Raw genomic sequence first — 19,887 nt, 5'->3', positions numbered from 1 at the left:
CCTTAAACCGATGCGTCCCAAGGGCATTCTGCCCGCCGCGCGGTATCTGCCGCATGGCTGGCGCTTTGCCAATTTTCGGTGGGCGCGATAGCGTCATTCGACAGTGGCCCGCGGATCGCGGAAACATCTGCGCGGCCCTGCATTGGCAATTCCTCGGGTCTCGCTGCCGCCAGATCGGCAATCGCCTTTCGCAGCATCCGCCGATAACGGATGATCGCCACATCGCTGCGGCCCAGATGTTCTTGTCTTCGGTCCTGAATTGCACCCATCCCTTCAACCGCCCATTGGTCATGCACGTTAATGTCCAGACCCATGCCTGTATAGGTCAGGGTTTCCTGTTCGGCGGGGTCGTAGTGATAATTGTTCTCGCGGTTCTTGAGTGGGGCATAATCGGGCAAACGGTGTTCCTTAAGCCTTTGATCGCGCATCAGATCCTTGTTCACCGGGTTGTTGAAACTGGTGAAGATCGTGAACCAATAGCAGTTTTCATCATCGATCGGCACATGCCATTGGGTGATCGTCATTTCCCGCGACATCGGGATACAGATCGCCTCGGGGAAGATCTGGTTGGTCACGCGCACGTGGGTCAGATCGTTTTCCATGTGGCGCAGGGCGGTGATCTTGAGACCATAGTCGGTCTCATCCACCTGGATCTCGGGGCGTGGATAATCGCGCAGAACCTGCGTCATCGGCATATCCGTATGGGCCGCCTTGTCGCGGAATTGTTTCCCGTAGCCGTCGCTTGGGTCTTCGTCCTCCAAGAACCTGTGCAGGAACGAGGCATGTGCCGGGTCAATCCCGATCTCAAGCGCCTGAAGCCAGTTGCAGCGCCACAAACCTTTGAACGCAAACACATGGCTATCCGGGGCGCGGAAACAATCGAAATTGGGAAACTCCGGCGGATCACCCGGCCCCATATAAGCAAATACCGCGCCTTTGATTTCGTGGGCTGGATAGGTCGCCCCATCCGGATCTAGGGTGATTTCCTGAGCCGCCGGGCAATGCGCAGCTGGCTCCCCCTGCGGCACGATGCGCGTTTTCAATTGCAAGGCACCGTCGCCGGACCGGACCAAGGCCAGCCGTTCCCCCAGCAAATTCACCGCGACTGGAAATTCGCCCGCCAACTCATCGCTGAGCGCGGCGGGTTGCCAGTATTGGCGCAGCACATTGCCGGCATCCGTGTTTGGCCCGATGCGCGTGATCTGGTCGTTCAAGGCTTGGCTGATCATGTCTTGTCCCCCGTTGTTTCGCACCATGCCGAGATCACGCCGTTTTCCTCTTTCACGGGCACCATCGGCACTTTGATCTGGGTGTACATTTTTGACCCTTCCGGTTCGGCGGGCTGTTCTACACATTGGCCGGTCCGGTCAAAATGCCAGCCATGAAAGGGGCAACGCAACCCGTTGTCTTCGAGCCGGCCAAAGCACAGATCGGCGCCCCGGTGCGGGCAGTTCCGGCCAATCAGCCCCAATCCGCCCTCTTCGTCACGAAACAGAACAAAGCGGTCATTGCCAAGGGTGATCGGCAAAAGCGGCCGCCCCGCATCCAGCGTCTTGGACTGCGCAATGACTTTCCAATGACCCTCGACTTTGTTGTGCGCAGTGGCTTGGGGCGTTGTCATGGATGTTGAACCTTTGCTATTTGTGCGATATACGAACAATAATGCGCAATATGAACGTAGCCTGACATGAGGACCGCCGTCAACATGAGCCCGCGTGACACCGCATCGACATTCGCCAAAGGTCTGGCTGTCCTGAGTTGCTTTGAAGGCGGACGCAGTGATTTGACCATGGCGGACATCGCACGGCTGACCGGATATGACCGCGCCACGGCCCGCCGGTTGTGCCTGACTTTGCAAAGCAGCGGTTATCTTTACAAACACGAAAAGGTTTTGCGGCTGACGCCCAAAGTGCTGGCCATTGCGGGTGGTTATCTCAAGGCGGAATACATCGGCAAAACTGTGCAGCCGACACTGGATCAATTCGCCAAAGAACTGGACGGAGAGATTGCACTGGCGGTGCGGGACGGCAGCCGCGCAATCTATGTGGCGCGATCTGCCGTGCCCTCGGCCCGCTTGTCCTTGGGGCTGTCCGTCGGCAGCACCTTGCCGCTATTGCCCACTGCGGTTGGGCGTATGCTTTTGGCCAGTTGCCCGGCGTCGCAGCGGGCTCAGATCATGGCAGATTGCGAGATCCAGCGCTTTACCGAAAAGACGGAGCTGAACCACGCCACCATTGAGGCCAAAGTTCAAAAAGCCGCCGTTCAAGGCTTTGCCTATGCCGCAAACGAATTTGAGATGGGCGCCGCCGGTGTCGCGGTGCCCGTTCAAGAGATTTCCCAAACGCAGGCGGTCTTGGCGACCACGGCATCGGTCAATTCCCTCAACGACCAAAGGCAGCTTGATCATGTGCTGGATATCCTGCGCAAAGCGGCGATGAGCCTGCGCAGATAACATTGCCTGCCCGCGCCGCGGGCCATTAAACCCATAAAAACTACAAATCCTGCCCTAAAGCCTTGATCAGTGGGCAAGATAGGGCCATCATCACGCGGTTCACTTTTCTATATTTTTTTTCGCCGGGCGGGGCATTCAGCCGCAAAAGAAGGGCTATCAAAGATGACTCACGGTAAACTCTGGCTCAACACGATCTATGCCGCGCTGCTACTCTCTTTGATCGCGATCCTGCCCGCTGCCGCGCAATCACCGTTTGAGGGGGGCTGGACGCTCAACACCGAGATGTCCAACCTGAGCTTTCAATCAGTCAAGAAACAAACAGTGGTGGAATCAAGCGGTTTTGCCACTTTTCAAGGGACAATCGACGAAAGCGGGATGGCCAATGTCACGGTCCTGCTCGATTCCGTCGACACCAAGATCGACCTGCGCAATGTGCGTATGCGGTTTCTGTTCTTTGAAACGTTCAAATTTCCAGAGGCCAAAATCACCGCCCAGATCAACCCCGATGACATCGCTGATTTGGCCACGGTCCGGCGCAAGAAGGTCGCTGTTGATTATACCATCGACCTGCACGGCGTCACACAATCCTACCAATCTGTCGTGACCGCGACCTTGCTGACCGATGATCTGGTCTCTATCGCCTCGGCCACGCCGATCTCAGTGCCAGTGGCCGATTTCAACCTGACCGAAGGGTTGGGCAAGTTGCAGGATGCGGCAAACGTCACGATCATTCCATCGGCGACCGTTTCATTCGACTGGGTCTTTGCCCGCAACACATCAACCGTTGCAGTGGCCCCCGCCGCCGCCCCCGCACAGCCTGCCAATGCCGCGCTTGAAGCTGAGGGGGATTTTGACAAGGCAGCCTGCAAGGGACGGTTCGAAATCCTGTCACGGACCGGAAATATCTATTTTGCATCCGGATCTTCACGTTTGGAAAACAAATCCGGCCCATTGTTGGACAGCCTCGCCAATATCGTTCTGCGCTGCCCCGGCATGGTCATCGAGGTTGGCGGGCACACCGACAGCGTTGGTTCAGCGGCGTCCAATCAACGATTGTCGGAATCCCGCGCGGCCTCTGTTGTCACCTATCTACAGGGCAAGGGTCTTGCAAAAGACACAATGATCGCCAAGGGTTACGGAGAGACACAGCCCATTGCAGACAACAACACCAAAAAAGGGCGTTGGGACAACCGCCGAATCGAATTCAAGGTGCTTGAGAACTAGATGAGACATATCTTTCGACTGTGGGCGGCGCTGCTGGTTCTGTGTTTTGGGGTGAATGCCGCATTGGCCGAGACCCGTCTGGCGCTGATTGTTGGCAACGGCAGTTACTCTGCGGTCACGCAGTTGGACAATCCCGTTCATGACGCTGAATTGATGGCCAAGGCACTGACCAGCAAGGGCTTTGAGGTAACGGTGTTGACGGATGTTGGGCAAGGTGCGCTCAACCGCGGTATCGCGCAGTTTGGCCGTGATTTGCGGGCTGCGGGCAAGGACGCCACCGGTTTGTTTTATTACGCCGGTCACGCAGTGCAGTCGTTTGGCGAAAACTATCTGCTGCCGGTAGATGCCAGTCTGACCGACGCTGCGGATTTGTCCTTGGTCGCCGTTCAGGCCGAGGCAGTCTTGCGGCAGATGCGTTCAGCGCAGAACAAAACCAATATCGTTATTCTGGACGCCTGCCGGAACAACCCGTTTGAGGCTATTCGCGACCTCAACGACAATGGACTGGCCGAGATGAAAGCGCCGACAGGCACCTTCCTGTCCTACTCCACCGCGCCCGGCGCGGTCGCGCTGGACGGTTTGGATGGCAACAGCCCGTTTACCAAAGCCTTGGCCGTGCAGATCAACACCGCTGGCCTGCCCATCGAACAGACCTTCAAACGCACCCGTGTGCAGGTCATCCAAGAAACCAACGGACGCCAGACACCCTGGGATACCTCGTCGCTGACGGGGGAGTTCTTTTTTGAGGCCAAGGCGCAATTGACAGCCGAAGAATTGCAGGAAAAGCAGCTTTGGGATTCCGTCAAGACAAGCGAAGATCCGGTGCAGTTGATGCTGTTTCTGCGCAGCTACCCCGCGGGCCGTTATCAAGAAGAGGCGCGCGTGCAACTGACCGCGATGATGGAAAAGGAATTGGGAACCGCCCCTGCCGCCAGCCCGGACAGCGGCACAAAAGAGGCGCCCGAAACCGAAGTGATCGCCGCCGCCACGCCAACCGTGCAGGCCCCTGCCCCTCAACCCCCCAGCGTGAGCGAAGACGAATTGATCGGCGCCGCACAAAGCAGCGGATCAGCGGTTGACTATCAAGCCTATCTGGATGTGTTCCCCCAGGGCACATATGCCGAACTGGCCGCGTTTGAATTGAAAATCATCAAGGAAAAAGCCGAACGGGCAGCGGTTGCGCAATCCACAACACAAGCCCCGGCAGAAACCGCCGCTGTGGTGCCCGCCACCCCCGCAGTTGTGGATCTGTCCGGCCTGACCTTTGAGACCCCTTTCCCCACTGGCGGTGCGCCCATCCAAGGGCTGAGCATCGCCGAAATCGTTCAACTCGCGCCGATGTTCCCACCTATCGAGGGCATTCCCGAAGAATTGTGGAAAGATCAGAGCTGTTCAAATTGTCACGAATGGACCTATGCCGCGCTTTGTGATCAGGGTACGACCTATACCAAGGACAACAACGTCCGGGCGCTGTCCAAGGCGCATCCCTTTGGCGGGGTGTTCAAACAGGGGCTGCGGGCCTGGGCGACGGGCAAGTGTAAATAGTCCCCCCCAGCAAGTTGAGTTCTCTTTATAGGTGAACCGGCCTTAAGCGGCTGATGGTCTTTGGCCCCGCTTTGCTAAAATGCTTGCTATGTGGATCATGCGAGGCGGGCATGTTAGCGAGGGGCACGTGCCGATTGAAACAGGAGTGTCACCATGGCTGGGCTATCGATTGCAATTACCGGAGATGGTGAGCTTTTTCAAATCTGGCCGACCCATGCGATGAAACGGTTTCCGCATGCCACAATTTATGATCGAAGCGCCAAGGTCACTGCCTTTCGACATGCCGAGGTGAAACTGGGCAAAGATGGTTTGCTCAATGCCGAAGGCCAGGACGCGGCCAAGCGCACAGCGCAGAACCTTGCCAACCCGCCAGAGGTGGACGCGACCGTGACCTTTCGCGGTCCGCTTCAAAACGGTGTGGTGACGGTCAAATGCAAAGCCGGGACCGAGAAGGTTTTTCAAATTCGGCTCAACGGGTTGGGGAAAAAGGCGATTGAACAGGCGTTCTTTAATGTTGATGCCGCCATCACGCGGTGCAAGGTCCTCGCGCCGATGGCCTGAGGGATCGGGCCAACCTGAGGTTGCCCCAAAAATGAAGACGCCGCCTTGTGTTCTTTAGAATGCGATGTGTGCAAGACCAAACCCCAAGGAGCGAACCACATGATAATTTACGGGTTGAGCACTTGCTCGCTATGCCAAAAGGCCCTCAAGGCCTTGGAAGCGGACGGCAAAGACGTGCAATTTCGCGACGTTCGGGCAGAGCCGTTGAGCGAGGCGGAATTGGCGGAACTGATTGCCGAGTTCGGAGATCGTTTGGTGGATCGAAGCACCAATGACTATCGCGGGCTAAGCGCGTGGTTGAAAGAGTCAGAGGCGGATGCGCAAATCTCGGCCAAGCCCAAGGTCATGGCCCGCCCGGTGATCCGCGATCAGAACTCATACTACCTTGGCTGGGATGAGGCTGTGCAACAGGCCTTGCTTGAGGGGTAAGGTCTGGCGTGAGCCGGGGTTAAGCCGGGACGTAGGCGCAGATCTTGTTGCCCTCCAGATCCCTAAAATAACCGCCATAAAACCCATGATCGCCGCGCGGTCCGGGTGATCCCTCATCCGCGCCGCCACGCGCAACAGCTTGGGCGTGCATGGTGTCAACGGTTTCTGTGTCGGCCATCCTCAGGGCGATCATCACACCGTTGCCAACACTTGCCGGCGCCCCGTCGAATGGACAAGCAATGCACAATGTGGGCGTTTCTCTCGATTGCCCCCAAGCCGCCATGTGGCCGTGTTTCCAGAGGCGATCCACACCAATGCTGGAGAACAGGCCGTCGTAAAATTCCAGTGCCGCCTCAAAGTCATTGGTTCCGACTGTGACATATCCAATCATCGGTGGTTTCCTCGTCAAATTTCACGCCAGACCTTCAAGTCACTTAGGTCTTGTTGGCCGCCCGCCTTGCAAGAATGGTGGCCGCCGGTCCGTGGCTCGGAATAGCACGCGCCTCAAAACCGTCAAAACGTTCAATATCCCGCAGCACCCCGGCGCAGGATAAAAAGCGGCCCGTGCCCCGACACAAAAGCGCCTGCCTCATCAACCGATCTGCCACACCACGAACCGGTCGATCCGCACAGAACGCAAGGCACAATGCGCCGCCGGGCCGAACAACCCTGCACAGCTCGCTCAAGGCCACAAAGGGATCGGGAACCGTCTCCAACGCCCAGGCGCATGTTACAAGATCGAAGGTGTCGTCCTGAAATGGCAGGGCCTCAAGGCGACCATTGACCTTTTCCGCTGGTATGTCCGCGCAGAGTGCAAGCATCGCCGCCGCCGGATCAAGCAGGGTCATTGACTGCGGCAGCATGCCTTCGGCGATCAAGGATCGTGCCAGATGTCCGGTGCCGCATCCCGCATCCAGCAGCGTGGTTTGCGGGGTGGCCAGCACCCGCACCAATGCCTCCAAAGCTGCCTGAGCTTCTCCGCCCGCATGGCGCAGCCAGCGGTGATGTAACCTGTCATAATAAGGCGCAAGCCTGTCGTAATGTCCGGCGCGGTCCTGCAAGGGCGTCTGCGCAAACATCTGGTTGTTCCACAACGCTCCTAACTTCAAACCGGCACCCGATCTGCGTCCGGCCAACGCCAGGCTGTCCAGACGATTGCCGTCATGGCGGCAAGTTCAATAATGAGGTGAAATGTGTCATCCATGTCCGAGGGCGGCGTCGAAGCAAGCGTTCCGGTGGTTATGACCGCCGCGACGATGGTGACGGGGCGGACAATTCTGCGGGTCAACACCAGCGAAAACAGCACCATTGCGATGGGCACCTGCACCAGAAAACCGCCCAACAGCATCAGTTCCTCTGTGATCAGCATGCCGTTGTAGCGCCCCGTCAACAGCATTTCCAAATGAGCCTTCAGGGCAAATTGATGGATGTCGCGAAAGATGATGTTGAGCAGGATAAAGAGCCAGAGCGCCGAAAGCAGCGTATGAGGGTCGATCTTTCGCATGTTTTTTCTTTCACTTTTCAGGCTTGGCGCGGCACCGGGTGAATGGTCCTCGCGCATCTGCCCCTCAAGAACTTGAGCGGCGTTAACGGGTTCTGAGCGGTTCTACTATGCGTGGGTGAATGGTGAATTGCCAAAATCCGTGTATCTGCTATACGCCCATGAATGAACTGGCAGGCCATCTCCTTTGACTGGAATCAGGTACGCGCCTTCCTCGCCACCGCCGAGGAGGGCACGTTCAGCGGCGCTGCGCGGGTTTTGAAATCCACCCAGCCAACGATCGGTCGTCAGATCGGTGCCTTGGAAGAGGCACTTGGCGTGACCTTGGTTGAGCGCAGCGTGCGTGGATTGACCCTGACGGAAGCGGGCCGCGATCTGCTTGATCACGTGCGTGCCATGGGCGAGGCCGCGTCATTGATATCGGTGGTGGCTGAGGGCAAATCACAGGACGTTATCGGCGAGGTGACAGTGACCGGCACGGACCTGTTGTCAACTGAGGTTTTGCCGGGCGTGTTGAGGCCCCTGCGAGAGATCGCCCCCGGCATCCGCGTCCGGATCATCGCCTCCAGTGACATGCAAAACCTGACCCAGCGCGAGGCCGACATCGCGATCCGCCATGTCCGCCCGGAACAGCCCGATCTGATTGCGCGACATCTTGGCGATTTTCGCGCCAATCTGTACGCCATGACTTCATACCTCGACCGCGCCGGTCGCCCCCGCACTCTGCGCGACATTGCCGATCATGACTTTGTCGGGAATGCAGATCCCGAACGCATGATGGCGCCCATGCACAATATGGGCATTCCCCTGCGTGCGGAAAGTTTTGTGATGTCCAGCGCCAGCGGCACCGTCGCGTGGGAGCTGGCAAAAGCCGGTTATGGGGTGTCAATGCAACCCGAGTTTTTGGGGGATGCCGAGCCGGGCATGGAAAAGGTTTTGCCTGATTTTCCCCCTCTTGAATTCCCGATTTGGCTTGTCACGCACCGGGAATTGCTGACCAGCCGGCGCATCCGGATCGTCTTTGACCTTTTGGCCCGCGGTTTGCCAGCCTGAGGTCGGTTTTGGATTTCAAGCTACATCCGTTAGTGTTTGTGTTTCAGATGGCGCTGCGTTTTTGATCAAGGCGCCAACGGGGCGGTCAGCCGCCATTTTCGCAAGTCTTCTACGCTCCACAAAGCCAATTACGTCAGGCGGCCTATCTGCCTGAGCATACCCAAAACGCTTCGTTGAACTGCTACAAGATTGACCGAAGCCCAGTCCGCGACCTGCCCCAAGTTACCTTTCAGCGCCCAAACCAATGCCGGCTGCGATCTGCGCGATGCACCCCTCAGCCAATTGAATGGCGTCGCCGTAAAGTTCCAATAGGTTGCGTCGTCGCACGGGCGACCTCGGCCATTACCCTTGCTTCGTTGGCAACGCAGAAATCACAGGGTTTGGCCGCGTTGATTGTGACATCTGCAAACTTCCTGTCGTCCACATAGCCACGGTAGTTTTTGTGATCAGGTGATCCATGCCAGATTGTCGTCATTCCGGTGATCTTGCCGCCCGCGTTTCCCGCCAATTCAAGCGCGCGTGGTTCGGCACAGTCGCGGCGGCCTCCGCTTGTGTTATAGATCACAGAGGAACCGGGCTTGCTGTAGGCATAATCCGGCGCCGTCAAATTGTTCGCAATTGCCGCACTTGCCACGCCTAACCCGACAGGTGAACTGCGGGCCGGTGCTTCGGTCGCCAGCTTGTGTTTCGCCAACAGGCTCACTGCCTCGCGCCCCCGCTCGGCTGTTTCCGCATCATCAGAACCGACATCACGCGCGTATCTTGTGGCTTTCTGAAACTTTTTCTTGCCCATTTTATCCTCGTCCAGATCACCCCACCAATTGGCCTTGGTCAGAAAGTCAGGGACGGTTTTGGTCCCGATCATGCTATCTCCACTGCCCGAGGTCGCGACGAAGACATGACCAGAGGCGGCCGTCACAACACAAACCATGTAATTCCTTGGCGCCCGTATCTCATCGAGATATTTTGAAACGAGATATGCATAGAGATCACTTTCGGCGGTTCTGCTTGGGTAAGGCACTGGCGCTATCCTTATGTGGTTTGGGAAATTAACATCTTTCAATAGCACCAGCCTACCACAACTCAGGGCAGTCGGGTTGTGGAAATTTCCACTCGCAAGATCTCCCGAAATCCGGGTGCCATGGTGACAAGTCCTTTGCTGACAGCCCAAAGAGTGACGTCAAAGATTGATACTCCCACGCGCATGGGTGGGCCCCATTCATCCAGCGTGGAAAGCGCCAAAGTCCAAAAGCTTCAATAGCTTCAATAGCTTGCGAATCTCCACGGCGAAACCGCAGTGCAGGATGAATAGGTTTGGCCCTAAAGGAACGGATCATCCAAGATCCCGACGATGGGAACCAGAAACGCGCCGCCCTCAGCTGCAACCGCGCTTTCATAAAGCGCATCAATTTCCACGCGCGCGGCGTTCAGGCTGGACAGCGAGCCGTCGAAAATCTCCATGACCGTCTTGGCGCCGCTCAGCTCTGACATGCCCCGGGTCGCGGCGAAATAGGCGCCGATGTCGGTCTTGTGCTCCAGATAGGCCTGATCAATCATTTGTTGCGCTGCAAATTCCGCAGATGCATCCGGCGGTGCAGCTGCTTTTGCGCCGTCCAAAACGGCCAGGATAAAGTGATCGCGTCCAACGCCGCTGGCGGCGTCATCCAAAACCTCAACCCAAAACGCCTTGCCCTCCGTATCCGGCATCCGGCCAAGCACGTTCTGGTAAACCGCATCAGCAAACGCTTCGTTCGACAATCCGTCAGGATAGGCCGCTCTGGTTTCGTCCTGATCCATAAACAAAGCCGCCGCATCGGCAAGCGTCGTTCCATTGGCCATGGCCGCCCCCCAAAAGGCCAATCCCGCCGCGTCCGGGGCGCGGTTGAAATAGGCGGTGTAGAGCTCAATGATACCCAAGAGATCAGAGGCAGGTACATTCGCGAGCCCTTCCAAAGCCTGCACATCGATACTGCCAGTGGCAAAATCCAGCTGTTCGATCGAGATTAGTTTGTCTGCCCCCAACACGCCGGATCGGTCCATCAATACTGTGCCATCGCGGCCAATGGTCAGTGTGAACTGCGACTGATCCGCGTCATAGCGGGCCACATCATGCCCCCCTGCACCATCAAGCCAGTCATCCCCTGCACCGCCGCTCAGCGCGTCATTGCCATGAGCTCCGATCAGCAAATTGTTCCCGCTTTGCCCGATCAACTGGTTGTCCGCGCTCATCGCCTCTGCCGCGTGCTGCGCCACGGAAAATTGCGCCGCGGAATGCTCTGCCACAAAAAGGATCGACCCATCGGAAAACGTCAGATTGCCCGTATCAAGTTCCGCAAGCGGCCCATCCAGAAACAGCGATACGCCGTCCATGTCCAACTGAACCTGTGGCGTAGCGTCCGAACCGGGGGCTTCGCTGATGCCAAGGTCCGCCGCGGTGAACGCAAACTCTAACGGGCCATCGCCAATGTCAGGATTGGACCATCCTTCATCGGACAAGACGTTGTTCTTGACCTGTTCAAACAGCGACGACAGGTTCTGGTTTTGATCGGCATGGGTCAAGGCGACTGAAATCACAGTTCCGGTCGGCATATGAACAACGGTGACACTGGTGGTTCCCACGGTGCCGCCATTGTGGCCAACAAAGTCTCCTTGCCCAAAACCGACCGCATCAAAGAAATGTCCCAACCCGTCAAGCTGGCTTTCGGGTACCAAGGTTCTGTCGACCACGAGCGCTTGCATAAATTTGATCATGTCGGCAGTTGTCGAGACAACGCCGCCATCACCGGCATCGTCAATGGGCAGATGGGTCACATCAAACAGTTGGCCAGCCATTGTGTTGTAGGAACTGATGATCCCGTCAGGCCGACCAATACCGGGAAAGGACGTGTCATTCATGCCCAGCGGATCGAAAATGCGGTTCTGGAACACCTCGGCAAGCGGTTGGCCGGTCACATGTTCGATCGCCAGCTGGAACAGCAAAAATCCGGTGTTGCAGTATTCCGTGCTTTGCCCGGGTTCAAATTCGGCTGGGGCGTTCTGGGCGATCAGAAATTCGATGGCTTCATCAACGCTGACCTTTTGAGGCGGGTTCATCAACAAGCGCATCCAAAGGGCCGGAATTCCGGCCTCGCCGATAAAATCACTGACGTAATCGGGAATGCCGGAACTGTGCGTTAGCAACTGATGCATCGTCGCCGTTTCGATATTTGCGATCCCGGCCAGCGGACTGACATCCATTACATCGGACAATTTGTCATCAAGGCTGAACCGCCCTTCAGCGGCCAGCTGAAGGACCACGGCTGCGGTCATCATCTTGGTTTGTGACGCAATGTGGAATTTTGCGTCGGCCTCGGCTGGTGCATCCTGCCCAACTGTCTTCACCCCGGCGGCAGTCTGTGCGCTGAGCCCGCCTCGTGCCACGCCCACAAGGGCCGCTGGCGCAGGCCCTTCGAAGTTTGCGATGGCCGTTTCTAAAGGTGCCAGAAACGGGCTGGGATCGATCATTGTCATCTTGTGGTCTCCGTGTAGAAAATCCGCCGGGCTGTATCGCCTGACCGGACTGATCTAGCGGACCCCGCCCCAAGAACGGTCTCTTCCAAGTTGGAAGGACAGCGGATTGTCCTGTCCGGCCAAACAGGACACAGCCGAATTTCGCATGTTGGGTTTTGGGGCTGCTCGTGCTCTGCCTAAATGACGGGCCGGTCGCAGGCCAGAAGGTCAGCTTGCGAGAGGGTGTTGGCCTCAGGTCTGCGACCCTGACAGATGGGTAATCACACAATTCCTGACAGCGCGAATGCGCGGAATGTCCCTTAAGTCCTGATGGGAACCCACCCAGATGGGCACTTCGATGTCGGGCATTCTGTCCACAAGATGCACAAGCCCGGTGACCTGCTCGCCAACGAACGACGGCAGTATCGCGATCCCGGCGCCCGATTGCGCCATGCGCGACAAGACGACAAAACTGTCCGATCCGGACCTCAGACTATCGCCCTGCACATTGGTAGACAGCCATTTTGCCGGGGCGGATCGCGCCAATGGGCCTTGCAACCTGAACCATTTGTCCTGTTCCGGCGAGACGGCATAGGCCCTGAACACAAGCGGTCTCACGGATGTTGCAATCATATCTTCCGGCAGTGTCATCGCGGGGCGCACAAACAGATCGGCCTCCATCCTTGCAAAATTGAGGTGACTGTTGTTGCTGAGCAATTCGATTTCAAGCTGCGGCGCTTCTGCCTTGAGGCTCTGTAGAACATCGGGCAACAGATATTGGCAAATGGTATCCGTGGATGAAATGCGCACCACGCCGCTGAGCTGCGGATTTGCCCCCAGCATCAGCCGCTCAACGCTCAGGACAGCGTTTTCAACTTCCCGTACCGCCTGAACCAACGCCTCTTTGCCGGGCAACAGCCGGTAGCCGTTTGCGTTTCGGTCAAAGAGGGCACCACCGTTTTGAGCTTCGAATGCCGCGACACGTCTGAGCACAGTTGCATGGTTCACGCCCAGATCGCGGGCGGCGGCGCTGACGGATCCGGCCTCGATCACGGACAGGACATACCGCAGATTGTCCCAGTTTGAGCTGTGCATAATTTCGAAAACCCTATGCAAATATTCCGACTTCCTTTGATTATTCTCACAGCTAGACTGATCCGCATATATGTTTTTGGGAGGAATGCGAATGAAACGGAGTATTTGCGCTATTGGCGGGATTGTCGCCGCGGCGGTTGTTGCCACAACGGCAATGGGTGATGGCCATGCGGACAAGGCCATCATGGCGGCGGTCAAAGCGCGGCAATCACAGATGACGCTCTATGCATTTAACATCAGCGTTCTGGGCGGCATGGCCAAGGGGGATGTCGCCTATGATGCGAAGGCGGCAAGTGCGGCGGCCAGCAATCTGGCAGCATTGGCGCAAATGGATCAGTCGCGCATGTGGCCGCAGGGGTCCGACAACGAGGCCCTTGGCACTGAGACCACCAGCGCCCTCCCCGCGATCTGGCAACCCGGCAGCACCGCCGCCGAAAAGGGGATGGCACTGGCCGAGGCGGCCATCGCAATGGAGCAATCTGCCGGTGCGGGTCTCGATGCATTGCGCGGAGCCATCGGCGCGGTTGGCAAATCCTGTGGCAGTTGCCACGAAAGCTATCGCCAAAAGAACTAAACCGACCGCCGCGCGGAAACGCAGGGCCGTGGTCTCCGATCTGCTTTGGAAAAAGTGTCCGGCCTATTTGCGCAGGTCAGTGGGGGTTTTTCCGGTCTCGCGCTTGAACGCTTTGTAAAACGCCGAGCGCGAGTTAAAGCCGACATCATAGGTGATCACGAGGATGGTTGCGTCCGTCGTTGTCAGCTGCTTGATCGCATCCTTGATCCGCCAGCCGTTCACCAGCTCAAAAAAGCTTTTGCCCAGATGGGTATTGAGGGTTTGTGAGACATAGTGCGAGGTCACACCGATATGTTTGGCCAGATCCCACAGCGACAGGTTCGGATCGCGGTACAGCAAATCCTTGGCCATCGCCGCTTCGATCTTGCGGGCGATCCGTTCAACGCGGTCCTTATCAAGGGCGGATTTTTCGTATTTCTGCACCGGCGGCATGTCCGGCACCTGCTGTTCAACGACCGCCATGCGGACCAGTCCGGGGCGTTGCCGCAAACCCCAGACGCCAATCACCCAGAACAACGCCAGCAGTGAAAAACTGCTCAGGGTGTTGATCCACGGGCCAACTGCGTCTTCGGTGAATGCGCCGACCCCGATCAAACCGGTGAAGGCGAAGTTGACGCAGAGGTAAAAACCGGCACTTGCGAGGATGACCCAAACCCAGGTCAATTCCCTGTTCTCGGTGCTGGCAAAAACCTCTTTCAGCCGGGTCTGATAAGCCATCAATCGGCGCACCGTGAGATAGACGTAGGTGCCGATCATGATCTTGAAGGCAATATCTGCAATCAACACCGCCAAGCCGACAAGCAAAACCACCACCAGTTGCGGAACATCCTCTTCCAGTTGGGTCTCTGACATTTCGGTTGGAAAGAAAAACAGAGACCAGAAACACAAGGTCACAAAGATGATCGGACCAATGTGGTTTCGGAGGTTCGCAATGCGCTCTGGCTCGCCTTCGGTGGTCAAGGCACGCACATAGATCCAGAACAGGAACGGACAGGCGATTTCCAATGCGCCGGTGATCAAATTGAAGCGAGACAAAAGCCCGGCCCCAGTGGGATCATAGGCCTCGGTCATAACCGCGACGCCGGTGGAAACGCCTTGAAACAGGAACAGCAGTGCCAGTGGTAAATAGACGCCCGGATCGCGGCGTCTGAGCATCAAAAGATGTGCGCAAAACAGGCAGATACCCGTCGTGACGATGTTAAAAAACAGATCAGTACTTTCGAAGGTCATTCAACAACTCTTTATTGCACGCGCGCAGATCGGGTGCCTGTGCATGACAGTGCTTTGGCAGATCGGCAACCGAACATATCGCTCCCATATGCGCCCCTGCCGTTTCGGCATCTTGGATTGGGCATGACATTTGCCCAGCCTTGTGGGTGTGAGAGGGGCGGCATTGAAAGGGTGGCGGCGCCGCGCAAGGAAAATGGTTTTTCCTGCGCCCGCCCGTATCTTACAAAACTGAGTGCCATCTTCGGGTGTCATCGAGATTGGCCCTGCCCCCCATCCCTCAACACATCAAAACGCCAAAGAACTTGTGGCAAGAGCAAGGTTTTCTGCCGCAACGCGCTGCTGAACTGCCGCGCAAGCCTGGAGATTTCCCGCAAGGCAAGCGGCATCAAGCTGCTCCCGCGCGGAGATTTCAGCAGGCGTTTCGCAGGCACTGAGACCAAGAACGGCCAGAATTAGATATCGTTTCATGTCGTGTCTTTCTTTGTGTTATCGCAATATTCCGCCGACATCTTCGGCGGCCACAACCGGTGCAGAGCCATCGCAGGCAACGTGAACTTTCCTTTGGTGTTCATCGCTTGAGGTATCTGGGTGAGTTGGCTTTTGAGTGACGTCTGATCCGTTGTGACCCGATCAATTAGCCTGCAATCCCGTCTCGGGTCGTCCGTCCCAACAGGGCGAGACAGTGTTTTTTGATAACTTTCGGGGAGGTTGCGCGATCCGGGAACAGAACCCCAAATCAGCAAACGCAAAAATCGCCGCGCAAGGCGACCAGATAACATCGTAGACAAAATGAATGATGGCGGAGGCTCAGTCCGTCATATCTTCCCGTTAAGCTATTGAAATATTTATAAATGATGTATCCATAATTAATAAATACCTCATAAAACACCACACGAAGATCTTGTTTATCCCTATTTTAAAGAAAGACGTTCATTCCGATCGCCCTACTGGTACCAAAAACTGGTCTCTGAATGCACGAACCTTATCTACCAATATGATAGCAATCCTGTTCCACTTGCGGATGTACGATAAAAAATCATTATGTTCTCACAATACTCCTAATGCACCATCGATGAATTCAGGCCGGAGCCATGGCTTAGCGTAGTTCGGCAACCGTGCTTTGCTTGTCACAATCATGATTTGTTACAAATCTGGATTTCCAGAAACAGCCCATAAGGCAGTATAATCGTCCTCTAGATTGATCTTCGGCTTCGCTGGTCTCGGCGGCCAAATGGAGCTGATACTCCGCACACGAACGGAAGAAAACTCAGGCTAATGCTAAATGAAAGAACAGGCGACACCTCTCCAATCGCTTCAACAAATTTCTTAGCTTCTATGAAATCTAGTAAAACGATATGAGAGTTACCTATAAGATCCAAACAAAGGAAATACATTGAGGATATTACTTGCAGATGACCACGAACTCGTGCGCGAGACCATAGCTGTATTCCTTGAAAACGAAGACGGCTTTAAGGTGGTGCAATCGGCAGACCTCAATGGGGTGAAAAGCGCCATAAAGAGCCATGACCCCTTTGATCTCTACTTGCTAGATTTTGAAATGCCTGGAATGAATGGACTAGAAGGTATGAAAGCAATCATCAGTTTGGTCTCGCCCAAACCCGTCGCCCTTATTTCTGGCGCGGCAGACAAGTCCGTCGCGCAACAAGCACTTGATCAAGGCGCAGCGGGTTTTCTGCCCAAAACTATGGCCGCCGGGAGCCTTGTAAACGCGGTGCGATTTATGTCGATGGGCGAAAAATATGCACCAGTCGATTTCATGACCAAAGAGACCGAAACTGAGAAACACCCGCTTCAGGATGTGCTCTCAGCGCGCGAGATGCAGGTGCTCTCGGGTCTAGTACGAGGCCTTGCTAATAAAGAGATTGCGCGCGAGATCAAGCTTCAGGAAGTAACGATCAAACTGCACGTAAAAACCCTTTGCCGCAAGCTAGAGGCAAAGAATCGGACGCATGCGGCGATCATTGCCAAAGAGGCTGGCCTTTTCTGACCCGCCCTCGATTGTTCTAGATAAGCTCAATCCCTGCGACGACCTGATCGTAAAAGCCATCACCCAGTCTTTGGTGATCGTATAAGGTTAGATCGAACGATTGAAATGAGATCTGAACCTCATCGCCTTGCTGGATTACGTGGTTGATAATCCAATCCTCCACCGACAGTGCGTCCGCCACCAAGGAGAGCGCACGAAAGTCGAGACGGTCGGCCTCATCCACGTTGTTCGTGTAATCCAAGATCGTGTTGTCGCGACCATCGAGGTCGCGCGCATTGAACATGAACCAATCGGTATCAGCGCCGCCAGACGCGGTATCGGCACCTTCACCCATCAGGATCTTGTCGCGCCCCCCACCCGCGTTGATGATGTCGTTACCCGCAGCGGCGTTGATGTAATCGCTGCCCTGATCCCCGTTGATGATGTCGTTCCCTGAGCCGCCGTAAAGCTGGTCTTTGTCACCGCCGCCATTCAGGACATCATTGCCGGTGCCCCCTTTCAGCACATCACGCGCGCCGCCGCCGCTGAGAACATCATGCCCCGATCCGCCAACCAATGTGTCCGCGCCCGAGCCACCACTCAGTTCGTCATTGCCGCTGCCGCCGCTCAATTCGTTTGCGCCGGATGTGTCAGAGAGTCGGTCATTACCCGTGCTCCCTTGCAAGATGTCGTTGCCGACCCCACCGCGCAAAATGTCATCGCCAGTTCCGCCTTGCAGCAAATCATCACCGAGTCCGCCGTCGAGCGTGTCACCTTCGCTGCCGCCGCGCAGCGTATCCGCGCCGGAGCCACCAAAGAGCATGTCAGCCCCAAAGCTTCCGATCAGCACGTCATTGCCGCCGCCACCATGCAATTCATCGCTCTCTGACCCGCCCGCAAGGTTATCACTGCCCTCACCGCCCCAGAGTTCGTCAAAGCCGCTACCACCGATCAGGGCATCGGCTTCGGTACCGCCCTCGAGCGTATCGTGCCCTGCTCCGCCATGCAGAAAGTCGCGTCCCGCGCCCCCCATCAGCATATCGTTGTCCGCCGCCAGCAGGTTGCCATCGCTGTCAAAGCGATTGCCTGCGGCGTCGTAGTGTTCGTCGCGGCGGGGCTGTACCTGAACCGAATTTCCGCCAAACAGGCGATCGTCGCCCTCTTGACCGCTTAGAAAGTCATTGCCGCTTTGACCCGCGCTGAGGTCATCACCGATACCGCTGTCGATGGCGTCATCACCCTGTCCGCCCTCGATGACATCATCAAAGGTTGAATCGCCTTCGTCAGTGATGCGAAGTTCCGGGCTGCGGATCAGAACCGAGGCGGTTCTATCCACTTCGGCAAAGGGGTCGGCGGCGCGGGGGTCTGCCGCCCCGTCGTTCGAAGTGGACCGCGGGCTTTCGCTGACCAGTTCCAATGTGACTGTGCCATTGCTGGGATGCTGCACGACCCTGTAGATGCCGCCAGCACTGGCGGTCGCATCATCCATGTCGTGATCGCCACTGTTGCCCGCAACATAGAGGTTGCCGTCTGCGTCGTTGATTGCGGCCCCAAAGGTGACGGCAGGCACGCCATTGCGTAAATCGCCATTGATCATCGTCCCGACGATTGTCTGAGTGGTAATCACCGGCGCGCCGCCTTCTGACACAGCAGAGATGTCGATGCGGTAAAGAACTGATTGCGCCCCTTCTGACGATGGACGCGTGACGCCATAAAAGCTGTTGTTCATGGCGTCATAGGCCACATCCCAGAGCTGATCGGTAACAAGCGATTTATCGAATTTGAAAGTCTCGCTGGAAACGGCACCAGTGCTAGAAACCTGATCCACGTCGATTTTCGTGACGCGATCCAGACTTGAATGGAACGCCCACAGATTGCCTTCGTTGTCAAAGTCGCCGGTCCAGGATCGGTAGGGTGTCGATCCGACGCGATAGCTTGCCCCCGTGGCGTCAATCATCACAAGATCCGCCTGCGCGATGCTGTTGCCCAGACTGTCTGTGCCGTCTCTGACGGCGATCCCATAAAGCAGATCATCCTCAGCGTTAAAACCGATGGCATTGGTTGTCACCGTCGCCCCCACACCCGCTGGCGTATAGGTCGCGGTTTCGGGGTCAAAGACATGCAATTCGCCATCAAGCACCTGATAGAGGTTCGATTGAGCTTCCGCGAAGGCCTCTGCACTGACGTTTTGCCCACCAATCTCTTTCTGCGCGGTGTAGTAAAAGACAGGGCCGTCGGTGTTGATCAGCGGACCCTCTGGGGCATCGCTGTCGATGGAGCGGAAGGTCAATGAGCCCTCGCCCTCGACACCTTCGAACTCAAGCTCTTTGACAGAGAACGCGGCGCTGTTGGTGTCAAAGCTGCCAATCACCTCACCGTTCCACAGGACTTCAACCGCGCCGCTGATGCTGCCAGAACCATAGTTCGCGGCAAGGTCAAAGCTGACGGAATAGGTTTCGCCCTGAATGGTTTCAACCGTTTGGGTCATACTGGAATGACCATTTGCCTCTTGCTGAACCGACCAGGCATCGGTGTCGCCATATTGGGCAAAGCTCGTCGCGCCATCGGTGCCAGTCAGGAGATTTCCGCTCAGGAAATCCCCATGAATGACATCATCACCGTCGTCACCAGAGATCGTATCATCCCCAGAAAGCCCGACGATCATTTCCGATGCGTCGTCGCCCTCGATCAGTTCAGAAGCATGCGTGCCGAGAAGGTCGGCGGGGTACTCGTTACCAGACATTTCG

At 56.5% G+C, this 19,887-nt stretch carries 19 protein-coding genes; 9 read left to right on the top strand and 10 right to left on the bottom strand.

Features of this window, described 5'->3' with window-relative positions; genetic code table 11:
* Positions 1 to 2: 2 nt before the first annotated feature.
* Together C8N31_RS05515 and C8N31_RS05510 are read right to left on the bottom strand one after the other, a co-directional pair.
* Positions 3 to 1,229 (bottom strand): aromatic ring-hydroxylating oxygenase subunit alpha, encoded by a 1,227-nt coding sequence (locus tag C8N31_RS05515; RefSeq protein ID WP_025048460.1) that lies wholly within the window; start codon positions 1,227 to 1,229, stop codon positions 3 to 5.
* Positions 1,226 to 1,621, bottom strand: coding sequence for a Rieske 2Fe-2S domain-containing protein (locus C8N31_RS05510; RefSeq protein WP_025048461.1), 396 nt, complete (start codon positions 1,619 to 1,621; stop codon positions 1,226 to 1,228). Before C8N31_RS05510 ends, C8N31_RS05515 begins: the two co-directional genes overlap by 4 nt.
* An 84-nt stretch (positions 1,622 to 1,705) precedes the next feature.
* Between C8N31_RS05510 and C8N31_RS05505 the strand changes: the two genes are divergently transcribed.
* From C8N31_RS05505 to C8N31_RS05485, 5 genes are all read left to right on the top strand, one after another.
* The gene (locus C8N31_RS05505) at positions 1,706 to 2,452 is read left to right on the top strand and encodes an IclR family transcriptional regulator domain-containing protein (protein ID WP_025048462.1); all 747 of its coding nucleotides are present in this window, start codon (positions 1,706 to 1,708) and stop codon (positions 2,450 to 2,452) included.
* Positions 2,453 to 2,614: 162 nt separating this feature from the next.
* Positions 2,615 to 3,676 carry an OmpA family protein gene (locus tag C8N31_RS05500; protein ID WP_025048463.1) on the top strand — a complete coding sequence of 354 codons (1,062 nt, stop codon included), beginning with the start codon at positions 2,615 to 2,617 and terminating at the stop codon, positions 3,674 to 3,676.
* Positions 3,677 to 5,221 (top strand): caspase family protein, encoded by a 1,545-nt coding sequence (locus C8N31_RS05495; RefSeq protein WP_025048464.1) that lies wholly within the window; start codon positions 3,677 to 3,679, stop codon positions 5,219 to 5,221.
* A gap of 153 nt (positions 5,222 to 5,374) precedes the next feature.
* Complete coding sequence (locus C8N31_RS05490; protein ID WP_025048465.1) at positions 5,375 to 5,782, top strand: hypothetical protein; 408 nt, start codon at positions 5,375 to 5,377, stop codon at positions 5,780 to 5,782.
* A 99-nt stretch (positions 5,783 to 5,881) separates the two neighbouring features.
* The gene (locus C8N31_RS05485; RefSeq protein ID WP_025048466.1) at positions 5,882 to 6,211 is read left to right on the top strand and encodes an arsenate reductase family protein; all 330 of its coding nucleotides are present in this window, start codon (positions 5,882 to 5,884) and stop codon (positions 6,209 to 6,211) included.
* A gap of 19 nt (positions 6,212 to 6,230) precedes the next feature.
* Here the strand turns inward: C8N31_RS05485 and C8N31_RS05480 are convergent, their stop codons facing one another.
* The 3 genes from C8N31_RS05480 to C8N31_RS05470 are packed head-to-tail and all read right to left on the bottom strand — an operon-like array spanning position 6,231 to position 7,715.
* A complete protein-coding gene (locus tag C8N31_RS05480) occupies positions 6,231 to 6,602 on the bottom strand; it encodes a VOC family protein (RefSeq protein WP_025048467.1) in 372 nt (123 codons plus the stop codon).
* A gap of 43 nt (positions 6,603 to 6,645) precedes the next feature.
* Positions 6,646 to 7,290, bottom strand: a complete 645-nt coding sequence (locus C8N31_RS05475; RefSeq protein WP_025048468.1) for a class I SAM-dependent methyltransferase — start codon at positions 7,288 to 7,290, stop codon at positions 6,646 to 6,648.
* A 26-nt stretch (positions 7,291 to 7,316) separates the two neighbouring features.
* Positions 7,317 to 7,715: a DUF6326 family protein gene (locus tag C8N31_RS05470; RefSeq protein WP_037918526.1), complete on the bottom strand. Its 399-nt coding sequence runs from the start codon at positions 7,713 to 7,715 to the stop codon at positions 7,317 to 7,319.
* A gap of 162 nt (positions 7,716 to 7,877) precedes the next feature.
* Here C8N31_RS05470 and C8N31_RS05465 point away from each other — a divergent pair, with 162 nt between their 5' ends.
* Positions 7,878 to 8,765, top strand: a complete 888-nt coding sequence (locus tag C8N31_RS05465; protein WP_025048470.1) for a LysR family transcriptional regulator — start codon at positions 7,878 to 7,880, stop codon at positions 8,763 to 8,765.
* Between the two features lie 274 nt (positions 8,766 to 9,039).
* Here the strand turns inward: C8N31_RS05465 and C8N31_RS05460 are convergent, their stop codons facing one another.
* The 3 genes from C8N31_RS05460 to C8N31_RS20205 form a co-directional block, all read right to left on the bottom strand.
* Complete coding sequence (locus C8N31_RS05460) at positions 9,040 to 9,630, bottom strand: hypothetical protein (protein WP_146173106.1); 591 nt, start codon at positions 9,628 to 9,630, stop codon at positions 9,040 to 9,042.
* A 455-nt stretch (positions 9,631 to 10,085) separates the two neighbouring features.
* On the bottom strand, positions 10,086 to 12,275 hold the full coding sequence (locus tag C8N31_RS05455) for a serine hydrolase (protein ID WP_025048472.1): 2,190 nt from the start codon (positions 12,273 to 12,275) through the stop codon (positions 10,086 to 10,088).
* A gap of 231 nt (positions 12,276 to 12,506) precedes the next feature.
* Positions 12,507 to 13,349: a LysR family transcriptional regulator gene (locus C8N31_RS20205; protein ID WP_025048473.1), complete on the bottom strand. Its 843-nt coding sequence runs from the start codon at positions 13,347 to 13,349 to the stop codon at positions 12,507 to 12,509.
* A 91-nt stretch (positions 13,350 to 13,440) separates the two neighbouring features.
* Between C8N31_RS20205 and C8N31_RS05440 the strand changes: the two genes are divergently transcribed.
* Positions 13,441 to 13,923: a c-type cytochrome gene (locus tag C8N31_RS05440; protein ID WP_025048474.1), complete on the top strand. Its 483-nt coding sequence runs from the start codon at positions 13,441 to 13,443 to the stop codon at positions 13,921 to 13,923.
* Positions 13,924 to 13,986: 63 nt separating this feature from the next.
* Here the strand turns inward: C8N31_RS05440 and C8N31_RS05435 are convergent, their stop codons facing one another.
* Positions 13,987 to 15,153 carry a helix-turn-helix domain-containing protein gene (locus tag C8N31_RS05435; RefSeq protein WP_025048475.1) on the bottom strand — a complete coding sequence of 389 codons (1,167 nt, stop codon included), beginning with the start codon at positions 15,151 to 15,153 and terminating at the stop codon, positions 13,987 to 13,989.
* Positions 15,154 to 15,276: 123 nt separating this feature from the next.
* On the opposite strand from C8N31_RS05435, the gene C8N31_RS20295 reads away from it, so the two are divergent.
* Both C8N31_RS20295 and C8N31_RS05425 read left to right on the top strand, forming a co-directional pair.
* The gene (locus C8N31_RS20295; protein WP_156026896.1) at positions 15,277 to 15,609 is read left to right on the top strand and encodes a hypothetical protein; all 333 of its coding nucleotides are present in this window, start codon (positions 15,277 to 15,279) and stop codon (positions 15,607 to 15,609) included.
* 937 nt (positions 15,610 to 16,546) lie between these two features.
* Positions 16,547 to 17,161 (top strand): response regulator transcription factor, encoded by a 615-nt coding sequence (locus C8N31_RS05425; protein WP_025048477.1) that lies wholly within the window; start codon positions 16,547 to 16,549, stop codon positions 17,159 to 17,161.
* A 16-nt stretch (positions 17,162 to 17,177) separates the two neighbouring features.
* Here the strand turns inward: C8N31_RS05425 and C8N31_RS05420 are convergent, their stop codons facing one another.
* On the bottom strand, positions 17,178 to 19,883 hold the full coding sequence (locus C8N31_RS05420) for a calcium-binding protein (RefSeq protein WP_025048478.1): 2,706 nt from the start codon (positions 19,881 to 19,883) through the stop codon (positions 17,178 to 17,180).
* Between the last annotated feature and the right edge of the window lie 4 nt (positions 19,884 to 19,887).

Source organism: Sulfitobacter mediterraneus (assembly GCF_003054325.1).
Taxonomy (GTDB): domain Bacteria; phylum Pseudomonadota; class Alphaproteobacteria; order Rhodobacterales; family Rhodobacteraceae; genus Sulfitobacter; species Sulfitobacter mediterraneus.
The sequence above is the reverse complement of the archived record's forward strand: the minus strand, read 5'-3'. Positions and strand labels throughout refer to the sequence as shown.

Coding starts and splice junctions, on each gene's coding strand:
- C8N31_RS05515 (WP_025048460.1), bottom strand. CDS start 1,229: ATGATCAGCCAAGCCTTGAACGACCAGATCACGCGCATCGGGCCAAAC.
- C8N31_RS05510 (WP_025048461.1), bottom strand. CDS start 1,621: ATGACAACGCCCCAAGCCACTGCGCACAACAAAGTCGAGGGTCATTGG.
- C8N31_RS05505 (WP_025048462.1), top strand. CDS start 1,706: ATGAGCCCGCGTGACACCGCATCGACATTCGCCAAAGGTCTGGCTGTC.
- C8N31_RS05500 (WP_025048463.1), top strand. CDS start 2,615: ATGACTCACGGTAAACTCTGGCTCAACACGATCTATGCCGCGCTGCTA.
- C8N31_RS05495 (WP_025048464.1), top strand. CDS start 3,677: ATGAGACATATCTTTCGACTGTGGGCGGCGCTGCTGGTTCTGTGTTTT.
- C8N31_RS05490 (WP_025048465.1), top strand. CDS start 5,375: ATGGCTGGGCTATCGATTGCAATTACCGGAGATGGTGAGCTTTTTCAA.
- C8N31_RS05485 (WP_025048466.1), top strand. CDS start 5,882: ATGATAATTTACGGGTTGAGCACTTGCTCGCTATGCCAAAAGGCCCTC.
- C8N31_RS05480 (WP_025048467.1), bottom strand. CDS start 6,602: ATGATTGGATATGTCACAGTCGGAACCAATGACTTTGAGGCGGCACTG.
- C8N31_RS05475 (WP_025048468.1), bottom strand. CDS start 7,290: ATGTTTGCGCAGACGCCCTTGCAGGACCGCGCCGGACATTACGACAGG.
- C8N31_RS05470 (WP_037918526.1), bottom strand. CDS start 7,715: ATGCGAAAGATCGACCCTCATACGCTGCTTTCGGCGCTCTGGCTCTTT.
- C8N31_RS05465 (WP_025048470.1), top strand. CDS start 7,878: ATGAACTGGCAGGCCATCTCCTTTGACTGGAATCAGGTACGCGCCTTC.
- C8N31_RS05460 (WP_146173106.1), bottom strand. CDS start 9,630: ATGATCGGGACCAAAACCGTCCCTGACTTTCTGACCAAGGCCAATTGG.
- C8N31_RS05455 (WP_025048472.1), bottom strand. CDS start 12,275: ATGACAATGATCGATCCCAGCCCGTTTCTGGCACCTTTAGAAACGGCC.
- C8N31_RS20205 (WP_025048473.1), bottom strand. CDS start 13,349: ATGCACAGCTCAAACTGGGACAATCTGCGGTATGTCCTGTCCGTGATC.
- C8N31_RS05440 (WP_025048474.1), top strand. CDS start 13,441: ATGAAACGGAGTATTTGCGCTATTGGCGGGATTGTCGCCGCGGCGGTT.
- C8N31_RS05435 (WP_025048475.1), bottom strand. CDS start 15,153: ATGACCTTCGAAAGTACTGATCTGTTTTTTAACATCGTCACGACGGGT.
- C8N31_RS20295 (WP_156026896.1), top strand. CDS start 15,277: ATGACATTTGCCCAGCCTTGTGGGTGTGAGAGGGGCGGCATTGAAAGG.
- C8N31_RS05420 (WP_025048478.1), bottom strand. CDS start 19,883: ATGTCTGGTAACGAGTACCCCGCCGACCTTCTCGGCACGCATGCTTCT.